This is a genomic window from Erwinia plantamica (genome assembly GCF_043420595.1).
In the GTDB taxonomy this organism is placed as follows: Bacteria; Pseudomonadota; Gammaproteobacteria; order Enterobacterales; family Enterobacteriaceae; genus Erwinia; species Erwinia aeris.
Genome location: NZ_JBGCUC010000005.1, coordinates 218,030 through 233,668, shown reverse-complemented (window position 1 = coordinate 233,668; position 15,639 = coordinate 218,030). Strand labels below are relative to the sequence as shown.

The following is a 15,639-nucleotide window of genomic DNA, read 5'->3' as shown; positions in this document are numbered from 1 at the left end:
AATGCGAATAATTGTCTACGGCAGCCTGAGACGCAAGCAAGGCAACAGTCACTGGATGACCAACGGGCAGTGGCTGGGCGATCATCAGATCGACGGCTACGAGCTATATAATCTGGGTCTTTACCCCGGCGTCGTCGCGGGTAGCGGGCAGGTTTACTGCGAGGTCTACCGGGTGGACGCCTCCACGCTGGGCGAGCTGGACGCGCTCAGAACCAAAGGCGGAGAGTATAAGCGCGAGCTGATGCCGACGCCTTACGGCAGCGCATGGCTGTACGTTTATCAGCGTTCGGTAGAGGGCAAGCAGCGGATAGCCAGCGGAGACTGGCTGCTGCGGGATAACCAGGATCCTGCCTGACACGCGTGACATAAATAAAAACACCGCTCACTGAGCGGTGTTTTTTTATGGGCTGGATGCGGTGCATTGCACAAAAAGTGAGCTTGATTTTGACGGCGCCGATCGTCTCTGACACACTGACTTTCTATCAATATTGATTACTTCGCAGAGAAAATCATGGCTTCTCAATATGAAAATGACTTCTACGGCTGGACGCTGGAACAGGCGGAATTACTGCAAGCCGGTAATCTGGCGCAGCTGGACAAAGGGAACCTGCTTGAGGAAATCAGAAGCATGGGCAACAGTGAACGTCGCGAACTGGAATCGCGTCTTGAGGTGCTGCTTATGCACCTGCTGAAATGGCAATATCAGCCTACTTATCGGGGACGTAGCTGGCAGCTGACCATTGCCGAACAGCGGCGTAAAATTGTGCGGCGATTAAACCGTAACCCCAGTTTGAAAAATGAGCTTTCCGAACTGATGAAGGATGCGTATGGCGATGCCATCCTTTCCGCCGCGCGGGAAACCGGCCTGGAAGCCGATGCCTTTCCCCAGATCTTGCCGTGGGGTTGGGAGCAGCTAATGGATGATAATTTTTTGCCTTCGTATAAATAAAAACACCGCTCACTGAGCGGTGTTTTTTTATCTACTGTCCGGGCGGCGGTTTACTTCTTCGCGCGCTCGAAAGAGGAGATGATTTCAGCTTTCGCCGCTTCAGCGTTGTCCCAGCCTTCCACTTTCACCCATTTGCCTTTCTCCAGCGCTTTATACTGCTCGAAGAAGTGGGTGATCTGCGCACGCAGCAGTTCCGGCAGGTCGTTCACATCTTTGATGTGATCGTACTCTTTGGTCAGCTTGGTGTGCGGAACCGCAACCAGCTTGGCGTCTTCGCCAGACTCGTCGGTCATTTTCAGCACGCCAACCGGACGGCAGCGGATCACTGAGCCTGGCTGCAGTGGGTATGGCGTCGGCACCAGCACGTCTACCGGGTCACCGTCCAGAGACAGCGTGTGGTTGATGTAACCGTAGTTGCACGGATAGAACATCGCGGTAGACATGAAACGGTCAACAAACAGCGTGCCGGAGTCTTTATCTACTTCATATTTGATTGGATCGGCATTGGCCGGGATTTCAATAACAACGTAGATATCTTCTGGCAGATCTTTACCCGCTGGAACCTGGTTTAAACTCATGGTGAATTCCTTTAATCGTCTTAAATCAAGTGACGCTCATTATAGCCAACTGGATATGAAAGTATGCCCCCTTTTTGGGCTTTCAGAATGCTCCAGTACGCTGGCCGATTATTTAACGTGCTGGCAAAGCGCACGCAAAAAAAACAGGGCGATCCGAAGATCGCCCTGTCTGCATAGCCGTCGGCCTTAAGCGTCCGGATATTCGCGCAGGAAACGCTCGGTGTCGTCAACCATATCGGTGTTGCCGACAAAGAACGGCGAGCGCTGATGCAGGGTTTCCGGCACCAGATCCAGAATGCGGTTTTTGCCGTCGCTGGCCTTGCCGCCGGCCTGTTCGGCCAGAAACGCCATCGGGTTGCACTCATACAGCAGGCGCAGCTTGCCCTGTGGGTGGCTGGCGGTGCTTGGATAGAGATAGATGCCGCCTTTCAGCAGGTTGCGGTGGAAATCCGCCACCAGCGAGCCGATATAGCGCGAGGTATAAGGGCGATGGGTCAGCTGATCTTCTTCCTGGCAGAACTTCAGGTATTTCTTCACGCCCTGCGGGAAACGGATGTAGTTGCCTTCGTTAATGGAATAGGTGTAGCCCTTTTCCGGGAAAGCCATTTTTTCCGCGCTGAGGCAGAAAACGCCCAGCGAAGGATCGTAGGTGAAAGCGTGCACGCCACAGCCGGTGGTGTAAACCAGCATGGTAGAGGAACCGTAGACGACATAGCCCGCGGCAACCTGCTGACTGCCCGGCTGCAGGAAATCTTCTTCCGTTACCGGCGTGCCTGGCGGCGTGATGCGGCGGTAGATAGAGAAAATTGTGCCGACGGAAACGTTAACGTCGATGTTGGAAGAGCCGTCCAGCGGATCCATCAACACCACGTATTTACCGTTCTCAACGCCTTCGAAAATAACGATTTCATCTTCTTCTTCAGAAGCGATACCGGCTACGATACCGCGTGCTTTCAGCGCGGCCTTGAGTTTTTCGTTGGCAAACAGATCGAGCTTCATCTGCTGTTCGCCCTGCACGTTTTCCACGCCGCTGGCGCCCAGAATATCGACCAGCCCCGCTTTGTTGATGTCGCGGTGAATGATTTTTGCGCCCAGCTTGATAGCTGAAATCAGCGCCGTCAGTTCACCTGTGGCGTGAGGAAAGTCGTGTTGCTTCTCGACGATAAATTCGCCTAACGTTTTCATAACACAATCCCTGAATCTGCGGTTGAACAGCAGCCTGCGATACAAACTGCCAACGTATGTCGAGGCAGTTTAGCCGAATGAGGGCTAAAGAACATAGGGCAAATTCCGTTTCTTCCGCACGATGAGGACGCTACACTGTGCACCGACCCTTTCAGTAAACGGACCTTTTATGCGTATTCACATCCTCGGTATCTGCGGCACATTCATGGGCGGTCTGGCAATGCTGGCCCGATCGCTGGGTCATGAAGTGACCGGTTCCGATGCCAACGTTTATCCGCCGATGAGCACGCTTTTAGAAAAGCAAGGCATTGATTTAATTCAGGGATATGATGCTTCCCAGCTCGATCCCGCGCCCGACTTAGTGATCATCGGCAACGCCATGACGCGCGGCAACGCCTGTGTGGAAGCGGTGCTGGAACGGAATATTCCTTACCTCTCCGGCCCGCAATGGCTGCACGATTTCGTCCTGCGCGACCGCTGGGTGATTGCGGTTGCCGGAACGCACGGAAAAACCACTACGGCGGGCATGACCGCGTGGATCCTGCAGGCGTGCGGGCTGGAGCCGGGCTTTGTCATCGGCGGCGTGCCGGGTAACTTCGACGTTTCCGCAACTTTAGGAAAAAGCCCATTCTTCGTGATTGAGGCGGATGAATATGACTGCGCGTTCTTCGATAAGCGCTCAAAGTTCGTGCATTACTGCCCGCGCACGCTGATCCTGAATAACCTTGAGTTCGACCATGCGGATATTTTCGATGATTTAAAAGCGATCCAGCGGCAGTTCCATCATCTGGTGCGCATCGTGCCGGGTCAGGGACGGATTATCGTGCCGGAGCAGGACAGCAACCTGAAGCAGGTGATAGCGATGGGCTGCTGGAGCGAGCAGGAAAGCACCGGCGAAAACGGCCGCTGGCAGGCGAAAAAGCTGACGCCGGACGCCTCGCATTGGGAAGTCTGGCTGGACGGCGAGCGCGTGGCGGAAGTGAACTGGTCGCTGGTGGGCGAGCACAACATGCATAACGGCCTGATGGCCATTGCCGCTGCACGCCACGTAGGCGTGAAGCCGGAAGATGCCGGTAAGGCGCTGGACGACTTTATCAACGCCCGCCGTCGCCTGGAACTGCGCGGCGAAGCCAATGGCATTAAGGTTTACGATGACTTTGCGCATCATCCTACCGCCATTCTGGCGACCATGACCGCGCTGCGCAGCAAGGTAGGCGGCAGAGCGCGTATCCTGGCGGTGCTGGAGCCACGCTCCAACACCATGAAAATGGGCATCAGCAAAGACGATTTAGCGCCTGCGCTGGGCCGGGCCGATGAAGTGTTTTTGCTGCAGCCGCACCATATTCCGTGGCAGGTCGCCGAAGTGGCAGAGGCGTGCGTACAGCCCGCTCACTGGAGCGCGGACGTGGATACGCTGGTAGAGATGATTGCTAAAACGGCGCAGCCGGGCGACTACATCCTGGTGATGAGCAACGGGGGATTTGGCGGCATTCATCAGAAGCTGCTGGATCGGCTGGCGTAACGGGCCAGCCAGTCGGCGCTGCGGGCAAGCAAACCCGCAGCGTTTTCAGGAGGCTTCGGCCAGCTCGCGCAGATACTGGAAGATCTGGCGGGAAGCTTTCGGCGGCTTATTGGCCGCTTTTTCTTTCTGGGCGTTGCGGATCATCGAGCGCAGCTGCTGACGATCGGCGTTCGGATAAAGCTGTAAAACGTCCGCCATCGCGTCATCGCCTTCGGCAACCAGACGATCGCGCAGCATCTCCAGCTTATGGAACAGCGCAACCTGCTGGTTGTGACGGTTCTTCAGCTTGTCCAGCGCCTGCCGGATAGGATCTTCGTCGCGCGAGCGCAGCATTTTGCCAATCAGCTGCAGCTGACGGCGGCGTCCCTCTTTCTTGATCTTCTGAGCCAGCTCGATGGCGGCGCGCAGATCTTCATCCAGCGGGATTTTATCCAGCGAGTTACCGCTCAGTTCTACCAGCTCGGCGCCCAGGCGCTTCAGCTCTTCGGCATCACGTTTAATTTCACTTTTACTGACCCAGATAATTTCATCATCTTCTTCTTCGTTATCTGGTACATCATCGAGCCAGTCGTCAGGCTGTTTGGTCATGGGAGGCTCCCTAAAAAAGAGGCTAATGCTATCAGGAAACTCAGGCTACTGCGAAATTGTTCGCTGAGTCTGTTAGACTCAGGTAAACCTGAAACCCTGAAGAGTCCGGAAATCTGGTGGCGTATACCCAGAAAAGCCCTCTGTTAATTATATGGTAGGTCGATGAAATTACTCTCCCAAGTTGCAGAACAGCGTAAAACCCTCGAAGAGGCGGTCGCAACAGCACTCGAGCTGGCCAAAGCCAGCACCGATGGGGCGGAAGTCGCCGTCACCAGAACCACGGGGATCGGCGTCAGCACCCGCTACGGCGAAGTAGAAAACGTTGAATTTAACAGCGACGGCGCTTTAGGCATTACCGTTTATCATCAGAATCGCAAAGGCAGCGCGTCTTCGACCGATCTCAGCCCGGACGCCATTGCGCGTACCGTGCAGGCGGCTGTCGATATCGCCCGCTATACCTCCGCCGATCCTTATGCGGGCGTGGCGGATCGCGATCTACTGGCTTTTGATGCGCCGGATCTGGATCTTTTCCATCCCACCGATCTTGATCCTGACAGAGCGATCGAGATGGCGGCGCGGGCCGAGCAGGCTGCGCTCAAAGCCGACAAGCGTATTACCAATACCGAAGGCGGCAGCTTCAACAGCCATATCGGCATGAAGGTCTTCGGCAACAGCCACGGCATGATCCAGGGCTACTCATCCAGCCGCCATTCGATTTCAGCCAGCGTTATTGCCGAAGCTAACGGCGATATGGAGCGCGATTACGCCTACACCATCGGCCGCGCTATCGAAGACCTGAAGTCGCCGGAGTGGGTCGGCGAAGAGTGCGCCCGCCGCACGCTGTCACGCCTCTCGCCGCGCAAGCTCGCCACCATGAAAGCGCCGGTTATTTTTGCGGCGGAAGTGGCGACCGGCCTGTTTGGCCATCTGGTCGGCGCGATCAGCGGCGGCAGCGTCTACCGCAAATCCACTTTCCTGCTGGATGCGATGGGCAAACAGATCCTGCCGGAATGGCTGACCATCCAGGAGCAGCCACACCTGCGTAAAGGCCTGGCCTCTACGCCGTTCGACAGCGAAGGCGTGCGTACCGAACAGCGCGACATCATCAAAGACGGCGTGCTGCAAACCTGGCTGCTGACCAGCTACTCGGCGCGCAAGCTGGGCCTGAAAAGCACCGGCCATGCGGGCGGCATCCATAACTGGCGCATCAACGGTCAGGGCGACAGCTTCGACCAGCTGCTGAAAAAAATGGGCACCGGTCTGGTAGTGACGGAACTGATGGGCCAGGGCGTTAGCGGCATCACCGGCGACTACTCGCGCGGCGCGGCCGGTTTCTGGGTCGAAAACGGCGAAATTCAGTATCCGGTAAGCGAAATCACTATCGCAGGCAACCTGAAGGACATGTGGCGCAATATGGTCACGGTGGGCAGCGATATCGAAACCCGCAGCAATATTCAGTGCGGCTCCGTGCTGATCCCGGAAATGAAAATCGCCGGACAATAATTCTGGTGGCTTATGTAAGGGAGGCGCAGACTGCGCCTCCCTTTACTTCCCAGCCTGCTACTGATGGTGATGAGTTCTGCCCTGTAAAACCTTAAAATGAAAAGATCTCCGCCACAGTGAGATTTCTGCATGGATTAATATTTGCTTTGGAGGGCTTTAATGAATTTTGATGCTGAAACCGTAAATAAATGCACAAAAAGTGATAGCTATCGTAACTATCAATTTAGAAATCCCGCCAGGCAAAGAATACCAACCATAAAAACCTACACTAGCGCCGCTATATAAATATAGAGGCGATGAAATCGCCGGTAAAATAGAAAAAATTAGATAACCTTCCTCATATAGCCTTCACAACCCCGTCGGTTGCCAGGGTTCATGATGCGTAAGTGGCATGCGTAGAAATCCCACCTTGAATCGATAATACGCCAGGTTTATGCAAAATCAATTCTTTTTTGATTGAGGTTATAAGAGGCCTAAATTTTTTGCTGCCGCTATAGAAACGCTTAAGCGATATCTGTTAAGTAATCTTGCTAAGAGGCTTTATAACATGTGAGGTAAACAAGGAGAGTAACAATGGCATGGACGTATAATGTAATGATGAAGACCTTTAAGCGTAACGGGGAATACAAGTTCAGCGCGCTTTATGCTGGTGCTCCGGGCTATAAAGATAATCCTGAGTATGAATGTCTGCGCGATAGAGGCCCGTTGCCCAGAGGTAAATACCGGATCACAGGCGTTCCATTCACACATAAAAAAGCGGGTCGATTCACGCTTCGCCTTGAGCCAGATAAAGGCAACAATATGTGTAATCGGAGTGGTTTTCTAATTCATGGAGAAAGTCAAACGCATCCAGGCGAAGCCTCAAATGGCTGCATCATACTGGATCCAAGGTTCCGTAAAGCAATTTGGGATTCAAAGGATAAGGAGATTATTGTTGAATGAGATATTTTCTTCTCCCCTTAATTATTTGCAGCACCTGTACGCTTGCCGCGCCGATGCTTGATAATAATTGTAAGTCGCCCATATCAGGTACTGCCATAAGAATGATGGATAAAATGCATGAGGAAATGCATATTGACATTAAGAGCATACCACCCGATGGGGTAACCACGGAATTGCTATTCAACGAACCTGTCTCTGATTTGTTATCACAATACTATGCCGAAAAAACCTATAAAACCGATACCCTTTTATCGATAAGCGATAACAAAGAAATATATTCACAGGATAATCCTGTTAACCTCATAATTAAGTTTACTGTTAAAGATAAGGAGGGAAAAGAGGATATTTTCCTTGTCTCTACCATTGCGAATGATTATGAGTGTAATATAGAATTTAACGGTTATTTGATTGTCAAGCGTGAATTCTGATTTTGCCCCTGTGTCAGCGCGCAGGGGCTTCTCACTATCTGGGAATTTACTTTATGTCTGTTTTATTTCTTAAATAGAGCTAATCTTTCTTTTTTTATTTAAATAATGATTTCGTTCTCCACTACCATAAGCAATTCCTATGGTTTCCATCAGGATAGCCGCTGCGATCGCCGTTATCGGCCGATCAGGCAGACATTTTTTCTGTCGTACTGTGATTTACCTTCCACTTTTGCTCTTCTGTTAAGTGAAATAACCATTTTGTGAAGGATTTCCCTGGCTTCGCGCTTATTTCCACTTTGAAACGGAAAAATGCGGTCTACAAAATCGCTACCTCCGGCGCTACTTTATTTCTCTCGCGAATAAATTCGGTTTACAGCCGAACCAAAACGGAAAATAAGGGGCGTTGCGTGAAAGACGGAGCAGTGGCGGTAAAAGAAACCGACGAGCAACAGGCGGTTCAGGCGCTTGCCGACAAAGTGATGATGCAAATCAGCGAGCTGTTTGCTGCCAAAAATATTTATCCTGATGCCGTTCAGCAAAAAATGCTGGCTTCGCACGTGCGGGCAATGGCTTCGCGCTCGCTAACGGGCGAACCGCTGCCGGAAGTCGAGGCTGAACTGTTTGATGAGATCTCGCCGGGATCCATGTTGCTGGCCCAGCAGGTGGTGGATCTCTTTGGCAACTTGCCCCAGGAAGAAGCCTGGCTGCTCTCCGTTCACGTTGAAGTCGCAAAAGAAAACCAACCGTAAATTTACCAGCCGGAGAAAATGCTTATGTCACAAGTCATTGTTGTTATTGGCGATCGTTTAGGGAAAGGCCAGAAAGTCGCGGCAGGCGTCGAGAAAGCGGGCGGGAAGGCCGTGGTGGTGCCGGGCGTGGCGGCGGACATGAAGCTGGGCGACGTCATGAAAGCGGAAAACGCCACTTTTGGCATCTCTTTTTGCGGCAGCGGCGGCGCAGGCGCTATTACCGCGCAAACCAAACACGGCTACAAAGCGAAATATGGCATGCGCTCTGTAGAAGAGGGCGTAACCGCCATCAACGAGGGCGCGAACGTGCTCGGCTTTGGCTTTATGGACAAAGAAGAGCTGGGCGAACGCCTGGTGCAGGCCTGGAACAAGAAGCACGGTGCCTGACCGATGAAGGAGCAATTTACCACAGCGGTAAAGGTCAGCGGCAAAGGCGACAGCAAAGAGAAAGCGTTCGCCGATGCGCTGAGCCGTGTGCAGAGCACGCTGCTAAAGACGACCGGTAAGGTGCTGCTGCGCATTGAGCCGCAGGAGGTCAGGGTGGTGCTGGCGCGGGAAAGCGTCAGGAAAGAACGCTTTTTGTTTTTCTTTCTGGCGAGGGAGCGGCGGAGTTACAGCATCGAACTGGAAATTACCGTCAGCGTGAACGCTATCGATGTCGACAAAATCGATTTCCTCACGCGCTAGCCGGGCAAACATAACTTAAAAACGTTGGCGCAAGCCTGCAAGGAAAGTGTGATGTTTTTAATTATCCTTTTTAAATCTCTTATTATCGGCGGCCTGGTCGGAGTAGGCGTTGGCGCTGGCGCCGCGCGTATGTTTCATGCGCCGGCGACTCAGGGCATGGGCGCCTTTCGCACGCTGGGTGAACTCAACTCCTGTGAAGGCGATCCCGCCTCTCACTTCTCGTTTGGTCTGGGCTTCTTCTTTAACGCCTGGGCTTCTTCCGTTGCCGCAGGCTCGTTTACCCAGGACGTCGACCACCGCATTATCCCGAACTGGGGCGCGGCGGCGCTGATGATCCGAAACCGCAACCTGGCAGAAACGCTGCACAATCCGAAAAAAATGGCCATCGCCTGCGGCCTGATCGGCATGGTGGTGGTCGCCTTTCTGAATTCTACCGCTTCGGCCGTGCCGGCGGCGCTCCAGATCACCGCCGTTAAGGTGCTGGTGCCTGCGGCTAACCTGCTGGTCAATACCGTGATGCCAGTGATCTTCTGGCTGGCGGCAATCGATGCCGGTAAAAAATCGGGATTCTGGGCCACCATCTTCGGCGGCCTGGCGCAGATGATTATGGGCAATGCGGTGCCGGGACTGGTGCTGGGCATTTTGATCGGCAAGGGCGTTGAGGAGAGCGGCTGGCATCGCGTCACCAAAGTGATGATGTTCGCCATCGTGCTGCTGTTTGTCCTGAGTGGCTTCTTCCGCGGCTTCGATATGAAAATGCTGGAATCTTTCCGGCTGGGCGTGCCGGACTGGCTGTCGATGTTCCATAACGCGCTGAGCGGAAAATAAGGAGAGGAAAATGGAAGCAAAAAGCGGTTTCTGGTATGCCGACTGGTCTTTCCCGATCTTTGTCGGCCTGCTTTCCGCCGGCGTGTTCGCCGGAACGCATATGTATTACGTCTATGGGCTGGGCGCGTTTAACGAGGTCGCCTTTGTCTCTATGCTGCGCGCGGGTATGGAAACCGGCGTCTATGGCGCGGTGGCGGCCTTTGGCGCGAGCTTTCTGTTCGCCCGTATTATCGAAGGGTCGCTGGTGGGCATTCTGGATATCGGCGGCGCCATCCAGACGGGCGTCGGCCTTGGCGTGCCGGCGCTGCTGTTGGGCGCCGGGTTTATCTTCCCCGTGGCCAACTTTGCCGCCTCGCTGCTGACCGGCCTGATTCTGGGCCTGGCGATCGGCTACCTCATTATTCTGGCGCGCAGGTTCACCATCAATAACAGCGATTCAACCTATGGCGCCGACGTCATGATGGGCGCGGGCAACGCGTCCGGGCGTTTCCTCGGGCCGCTAATTATTCTCTCGGCTATGGCCGCCTCCATTCCCATCGGTCTGGGTTCGCTCATCGGCGCGCTGCTGTTTTATCTCTGGAACAAGCCTATTACCGGCGGCGCCATTCTGGGCGCGATGCTGCTGGGCGCATTTTTCCCGGTGGCACTCTAGCCCGATCGCCAGGGCTCAGCGGCGCTGGCGACCGCTTTTGCAGACGGAGGAGTTTGCCATGTTTGATTTTATTGTGCGCCGGGCGCGCCTGGCGGACGGCGGGCTGACCGATATCGCCGTACACAACGGAAAAATTGCCGCGCTGGGCGAGGTCAGCGGCCAGGCCACGCGCGAGTACGATTTGGCCGGGCGTTTTTACCTGAGCGCCGGATGGATCGATTCGCACGTGCACTGCTATCCCAATTCGCCGATTTATCACGACGAAGCGGACTGCATCGGCGTCGCTACCGGCGTGACGACCGTCGTGGATGCGGGCAGCACCGGCGCGGACGATGTTGACGAGTTCTGTCGTTTAACCCGCAGCGCCCGCACGCAGGTTTACGCCTTGCTGAATATCGCGCGCACCGGCATCGTAACGCAAAACGAGCTGGCGGATATGACGCAAATCGACCGTGTCGGCGTGCGTGAGGCGGTGCAGCGTTTGCCAGGGTTTATTCTTGGCATCAAGGCGCGCATCAGCAGCAGCGTGGTAGGTAAAAACGGCGTGCAGCCGCTGATCCGTGCCAAAGCGATCCAGCAGGAAAACGGCGGGCTGCCGCTGATGGTGCATATTGGCAATAACCCGCCCGATCTGGATGAAATAACCGATCTGTTGGACAGCGGCGACATCATCACCCACTGCTATAACGGCAAGCCCAACCGCATCCTGACGCCTGCCGGTCAGCTGCGCGCCTCCGTTCATCGTGCTTTGGAGCGCGGCGTGCGGCTGGATGTGGGGCACGGCACGGCCAGCTTCAGCTTCGACGTGGCGCGCGTGGCTATCGCGCAGGGCATTCTGCCGCAAACCATCAGCTCGGATATTTACTGTCGCAACCGCCTTAACGGGCCGGTGCATTCGCTGGCGCACGTGATGGCGAAATTCTTCAGCGTAGGCATGACCCTGCCGCAAATTATTGACTGCGTGACCACCAACGCGGCTGACGGCCTGCGGCTATCGCAGAAGGGACGGCTGGAGGTGGGCTATGACGCCGATCTGACTATTTTCGACGTGCAGGATGCGTCCTGCGTGTTTACCGATTCCGAAGGCCAGTCGGCCACGGGCGAAAAGCAGCTGGTGCCGCTGGCCGCCGTGGTGGCTGGCCGCTGGTTTGTTACCGAAGAAGGGAAAAAGCATCATGTCTTCGATTTATGAGAAATATGGCTTAAAACAGGTCATTAACGCTTCGGGCCGCATGACCATTCTGGGCGTCTCTACCCCTGCCGCCGACGTGGTGGACACGGTAAAGTACGGCCTTAACCACTATTTTGAAATGAACGATCTGGTTGATAAAACCGGCGCTTATATCGCCAGCCTGCTCGGCTGTGAGGATGCGGTGGTGGTTTCCTGCGCGTCGGCGGGCATCGCGCAATCCGTGGCGGCGGTCATCGTCAAAGATAACGACTGGCTGCTGGAAAACCTACACGCCGCGCCGCTGATTGTTCCTCACCATATCGTGGTGCCGAAAGGCCATAACGTTAATTACGGCGCGCCCGTCGGCACTATGGTCGCGCTGGGCGGCGGGCGTCTGGTAGAAGCAGGCTACGCCAACGAATGCTCCGCCGCGCAGCTTTCCGCCGCCGTGACGCCGCAAACGGCGGCCATTCTTTATATCAAATCGCATCACTGCGTGCAGAAAAGCCACCTCAGCGTCGAACAGGCGGCCGCCGTTGCGCGCCAGCATAATCTGCCGCTGATTGTCGATGCGGCGGCGGAAGAAGATTTACAGCGCTACTACCAGGGCGGCGCGGATCTGGTGATCTACAGCGGCGCGAAGGCTATCGAAGGCCCTACGAGCGGGCTGGTGATGGGGCGCAAAAAATACGTTGAGTGGGTGAAGCGCCAGTCGCAGGGCATCGGCCGGGCAATGAAGGTCGGCAAGGAAGGCATCCTTGGCCTGACGCAGGCGATCGAAAACTATCTGCAACAGCCGAAAATGTCCGGCGCACAGATGGTCGAGAAGATGACGCCGTTTATCGACAACCTGAACGCGCTGGACGGCATCAGCGCGCGCGTGGTTTGGGATGCCGCCGGACGAGATATCGCCAGGGCAGAAATCCATTTCGACGAGCTTAAGATCGGTCTGACCACGGGCGACGTCGTGCAGAGGTTAAAAACAGGCGAGATAGCGATCTATTTTCGCGGCTATAAAGCCAATGAAGGCATTGTCGAGGTCGACGTGCGCAGCGTCTCGCCAGAGCAGCTGCATACTATTTACGTTTCCGTCAGAGCATTATTATCAGAAGGGAAAACAGCATGACGCTTATGCCAAATTTCTATCGCGATCGCGTTTGTCTGAACGTGCTGGCAGGATCGAAAGAGAACGCCCGCGAGATCTGGCAGGCGGCTGAAGGCCACGTGCTGGTTGGCGTGCTGTCGAAAAACTATGACAGCGTGGCAAGCGCCGTTGCCGATATGCGTGACTACGCGGCGCTGATCGACAATGCGCTCTCCGTTGGGCTGGGGGCGGGCGATCCGAACCAGTCGGCGATGGTCAGCGCTATTGCAAGCCAGCTGCAACCGCAGCACGTGAACCAGGTGTTTACCGGCGTGGCGACCAGCCGCGCGCTGTTGGGCCAGCGCCAGACGGTGGTTAACGGCCTGATTTCGCCGACGGGCAGGCCAGGCATGGTCAAAATTTCCACCGGGCCGCTCAGTTCGCAGGCGCCAGAGGGAATAGTACCGATAGCGACCGCGATTGCGCTGCTGAAAGATATGGGCGGCAGCTCGGTGAAATATTTCCCGATGGGCGGACTAAAGGCTGTCGAGGAGTTTCGCGCGGTGGCGAAAGCCTGCGCCGAGCAGGATTTCTGGCTGGAGCCGACGGGCGGCATCGACCTGGATAACTATGCCGCCATTCTGCAAATCGCGCTGGAGGCGGGCGTCAGCAAAATCATCCCGCACATTTACAGCTCGATTATTGATAAGGCTTCCGGCAATACTCGTCCGGACGACGTCCGCGCGCTGCTGGCCATGACAAAAAAATTGGTGGAGTAAGCGCGAGCAAGGCCGGGCGATCCCGGCCCGTTTCGTCAACGGAGAGCAACCAAGACAACCACAGGAAACCCGGTGAGATTCCCTAACCAACGCCTTGCAAGACTTTTCGATACGCTGCAAAACGAAACGCTGCCTCAGGATGAGCTGGCGCGCCGTTTTGCGGTATCTACCCGCACCGTACGTACGGACATTACCGCGCTGAATGAGCTACTGGCCGATCACGGCATCCGCTTTGTGCTGAATCGGGGCGAGGGCTATCGGTTAAAAATTGAAGATGCGCAGCGCTACAGCCAGCTGCGGCACCAGTCGCCTTCGTCTTTACGCATTCCCCGCACCTCGGCGGCGCGAGTGCATTACCTGTTAACCCGATTTCTCACCTCAGCCTATTCCCTTAAGCTGGAAGATCTGGCCGATGAATGGTTTGTCAGCCGCGCCACGCTGCAAAGCGATATGGCTGAAGTGAGAGAGTGGCTGGCGCGCTATCAGCTGGTGATTGAAACCCGGCCGCGCTACGGCATGAAGCTGTTCGGCAGCGAAATGGCCGTGCGCACCTGCCTGACCGATCTGCTCTACCAGATTGCACAGGAGGATGCCGACGATCCGCTGCTGCATCTGGAGGTGCTGAACAGCGGCATTCTGGCTACGCTACAGCCGCTGCTGAGCCAGTCGCTGGGGCGTTTTGCCGTCAGGATGACGGATGAGGGTGAGTTTTATCTGCGCCTCTACTGTGCGGTGTCCGTAAGGCGCATCAGCGAAGGCTATCCGCTTTCCGATTTCACGGCTGACGACGTGGATGACGACGTGCGAGGCGCGGCGCGCCATCTGATTGCGCTACTACAGCCGCTCACCGGCAAAGCGTTCTCAGCCGCAGAAGAAGCCTACCTGCGCGTTAATATCGCGGCACGGCGCGTTGAGGCGATTGCGCCGGATGCCATCAGCCCGGACGACGGCGAATCGCTGGTCAATTACATCCTTAGCTACATCAATACTCACTACAACTTTAACCTGCAAAGCGACAGGCAGCTGCGGGCAGATTTGCTGACGCATATTAAAACCATGATCACCCGTGTGCGTTACCAGATCGCTATTCCTAACCCGCTACTGGCGAACATTAAGCAGCACTATCCGATGGCGTGGGACGTGACGCTGGCCGCCGTATCCAGCTGGGGAAAATACACGCCTTATACCATCAGTGAAAATGAGATGGGATTTCTGGTGCTGCATATCGGCGTCGGCCTGGAGCGGCACTATGACGTCGGCTACCGGCGCCATCCGCAGGTGCTGCTGGTGTGCGATACCGGCAATTCCACTGTGCGCATGATCCAGGCGATGCTGATGCGGAAATATCCGCAGATCGTGGTCAACAATATTATTTCGCAGCGCGAGTATGAGCAGCAGCCGGGTATTGAAGAAGATTTTGTTATCTCCACTACGCGCCTGGTCGAGAAACAGAAGCCGGTGGTGGTGATGTCGCCTTTTCCCACGGAATACCAGCTGGAGCAGATTGGCAAACTGGTGCTGGTGGATCGCACCCGGCCTTATATGCTGGAAAAGTTCTTTGACGCCGGCCATTTTCTTGTTATCGACCAGCCCGTAACCCAGGCGGAGCTGTTCCGTATGCTCTGCGATCGGCTGGAAAAAGAGGGCGCGGTCGACCAGACGTTTCACGATTCCGTCGTGGAGCGCGAAGCCATTGTCAGCACGATGTTTGGCGAAGGCATTGCGCTACCGCACTCGCTGGGCCTGCTGGCGAAGAAAAGCGTGGTCTATACCGTGCTGGCGCCGCAGGGCATCGCATGGGGAGACGAAACGGCCTCGGTGATCTTTCTGCTGGCAATCAGCAAAAGCGATTATGAAGAGGCGATGGCGATTTACGATCTGTTCGTGACGTTCCTGCGCGAGCGGGCGATGGCGCGGCTGCGCGACAGCAAGGATTTTGTCAGCTTCAAGGCGGTAGCGATGGATTGTCTGAGTCGGCTATAGCGGGCGACGCG

Annotated in this window: 18 protein-coding genes; 15 read left to right on the top strand and 3 right to left on the bottom strand. The window is 55.5% G+C overall.

Annotated features, from left to right (window positions below; translation table 11 throughout):
• Position 1 precedes the first annotated feature (1 nt).
• Together AB3U87_RS07180 and AB3U87_RS07175 are read left to right on the top strand one after the other, a co-directional pair.
• Positions 2-355, top strand: a complete 354-nt coding sequence (locus AB3U87_RS07180; RefSeq protein WP_125290334.1) for a gamma-glutamylcyclotransferase family protein — start codon at positions 2-4, stop codon at positions 353-355.
• Between the two features lie 156 nt (positions 356-511).
• The gene (locus tag AB3U87_RS07175) at positions 512-949 is read left to right on the top strand and encodes a DUF29 domain-containing protein (protein ID WP_394148776.1); all 438 of its coding nucleotides are present in this window, start codon (positions 512-514) and stop codon (positions 947-949) included.
• 50 nt (positions 950-999) lie between these two features.
• Here AB3U87_RS07175 and ppa read toward each other — a convergent pair whose 3' ends face one another.
• Positions 1,000-1,527 carry an inorganic diphosphatase gene (gene ppa, locus AB3U87_RS07170; protein WP_125290335.1) on the bottom strand — a complete coding sequence of 176 codons (528 nt, stop codon included), beginning with the start codon at positions 1,525-1,527 and terminating at the stop codon, positions 1,000-1,002.
• Between the two features lie 186 nt (positions 1,528-1,713).
• Positions 1,714-2,712, bottom strand: a complete 999-nt coding sequence (gene fbp, locus AB3U87_RS07165) for a class 1 fructose-bisphosphatase (RefSeq protein ID WP_253455834.1) — start codon at positions 2,710-2,712, stop codon at positions 1,714-1,716.
• A 169-nt stretch (positions 2,713-2,881) separates the two neighbouring features.
• Between fbp and mpl the strand changes: the two genes are divergently transcribed.
• Positions 2,882-4,234, top strand: coding sequence for a UDP-N-acetylmuramate:L-alanyl-gamma-D-glutamyl-meso-diaminopimelate ligase (gene mpl, locus AB3U87_RS07160; protein ID WP_125290337.1), 1,353 nt, complete (start codon positions 2,882-2,884; stop codon positions 4,232-4,234).
• Positions 4,235-4,279: 45 nt separating this feature from the next.
• Here mpl and yjgA read toward each other — a convergent pair whose 3' ends face one another.
• Positions 4,280-4,822 (bottom strand): ribosome biogenesis factor YjgA, encoded by a 543-nt coding sequence (gene yjgA / locus AB3U87_RS07155; protein WP_253455830.1) that lies wholly within the window; start codon positions 4,820-4,822, stop codon positions 4,280-4,282.
• 162 nt (positions 4,823-4,984) lie between these two features.
• Between yjgA and pmbA the strand changes: the two genes are divergently transcribed.
• The 12 genes from pmbA to AB3U87_RS07095 all read left to right on the top strand — a co-directional run bounded on the left by pmbA (position 4,985) and on the right by AB3U87_RS07095 (position 15,628).
• Positions 4,985-6,325: a metalloprotease PmbA gene (gene pmbA / locus AB3U87_RS07150; protein ID WP_125290339.1), complete on the top strand. Its 1,341-nt coding sequence runs from the start codon at positions 4,985-4,987 to the stop codon at positions 6,323-6,325.
• A gap of 573 nt (positions 6,326-6,898) precedes the next feature.
• Positions 6,899-7,267 (top strand): tlde1 domain-containing protein, encoded by a 369-nt coding sequence (locus AB3U87_RS07145; protein ID WP_125290340.1) that lies wholly within the window; start codon positions 6,899-6,901, stop codon positions 7,265-7,267.
• On the top strand, positions 7,264-7,695 hold the full coding sequence (locus AB3U87_RS07140; RefSeq protein WP_394148775.1) for a hypothetical protein: 432 nt from the start codon (positions 7,264-7,266) through the stop codon (positions 7,693-7,695). The genes AB3U87_RS07145 and AB3U87_RS07140 overlap by 4 nt, the downstream gene beginning before the upstream one ends.
• 407 nt (positions 7,696-8,102) lie before the next feature.
• Positions 8,103-8,444 (top strand): glycine dehydrogenase, encoded by a 342-nt coding sequence (locus AB3U87_RS07135; RefSeq protein WP_301730294.1) that lies wholly within the window; start codon positions 8,103-8,105, stop codon positions 8,442-8,444.
• A gap of 24 nt (positions 8,445-8,468) precedes the next feature.
• Positions 8,469-8,831: a glycine-rich SFCGS family protein gene (locus tag AB3U87_RS07130; protein ID WP_253455817.1), complete on the top strand. Its 363-nt coding sequence runs from the start codon at positions 8,469-8,471 to the stop codon at positions 8,829-8,831.
• A gap of 3 nt (positions 8,832-8,834) precedes the next feature.
• Positions 8,835-9,131, top strand: coding sequence for a DUF4312 family protein (locus AB3U87_RS07125; protein ID WP_301252918.1), 297 nt, complete (start codon positions 8,835-8,837; stop codon positions 9,129-9,131).
• A gap of 51 nt (positions 9,132-9,182) precedes the next feature.
• Positions 9,183-9,959, top strand: a complete 777-nt coding sequence (locus tag AB3U87_RS07120) for a DUF4311 domain-containing protein (protein WP_394148774.1) — start codon at positions 9,183-9,185, stop codon at positions 9,957-9,959.
• Between the two features lie 10 nt (positions 9,960-9,969).
• A complete protein-coding gene (locus AB3U87_RS07115; RefSeq protein ID WP_125290346.1) occupies positions 9,970-10,611 on the top strand; it encodes a DUF4310 family protein in 642 nt (213 codons plus the stop codon).
• 58 nt (positions 10,612-10,669) lie between these two features.
• On the top strand, positions 10,670-11,803 hold the full coding sequence (locus tag AB3U87_RS07110; protein WP_394148773.1) for an amidohydrolase/deacetylase family metallohydrolase: 1,134 nt from the start codon (positions 10,670-10,672) through the stop codon (positions 11,801-11,803).
• The gene (locus tag AB3U87_RS07105) at positions 11,787-12,908 is read left to right on the top strand and encodes a DgaE family pyridoxal phosphate-dependent ammonia lyase (RefSeq protein ID WP_394148772.1); all 1,122 of its coding nucleotides are present in this window, start codon (positions 11,787-11,789) and stop codon (positions 12,906-12,908) included. Before AB3U87_RS07110 ends, AB3U87_RS07105 begins: the two co-directional genes overlap by 17 nt.
• Positions 12,905-13,645, top strand: coding sequence for a 2-dehydro-3-deoxy-phosphogluconate aldolase (dagF, locus tag AB3U87_RS07100; RefSeq protein ID WP_394148771.1), 741 nt, complete (start codon positions 12,905-12,907; stop codon positions 13,643-13,645). The genes AB3U87_RS07105 and dagF overlap by 4 nt, the downstream gene beginning before the upstream one ends.
• 72 nt (positions 13,646-13,717) lie before the next feature.
• Positions 13,718-15,628 (top strand): BglG family transcription antiterminator, encoded by a 1,911-nt coding sequence (locus AB3U87_RS07095; protein WP_394148770.1) that lies wholly within the window; start codon positions 13,718-13,720, stop codon positions 15,626-15,628.
• Positions 15,629-15,639 lie beyond the last annotated feature (11 nt).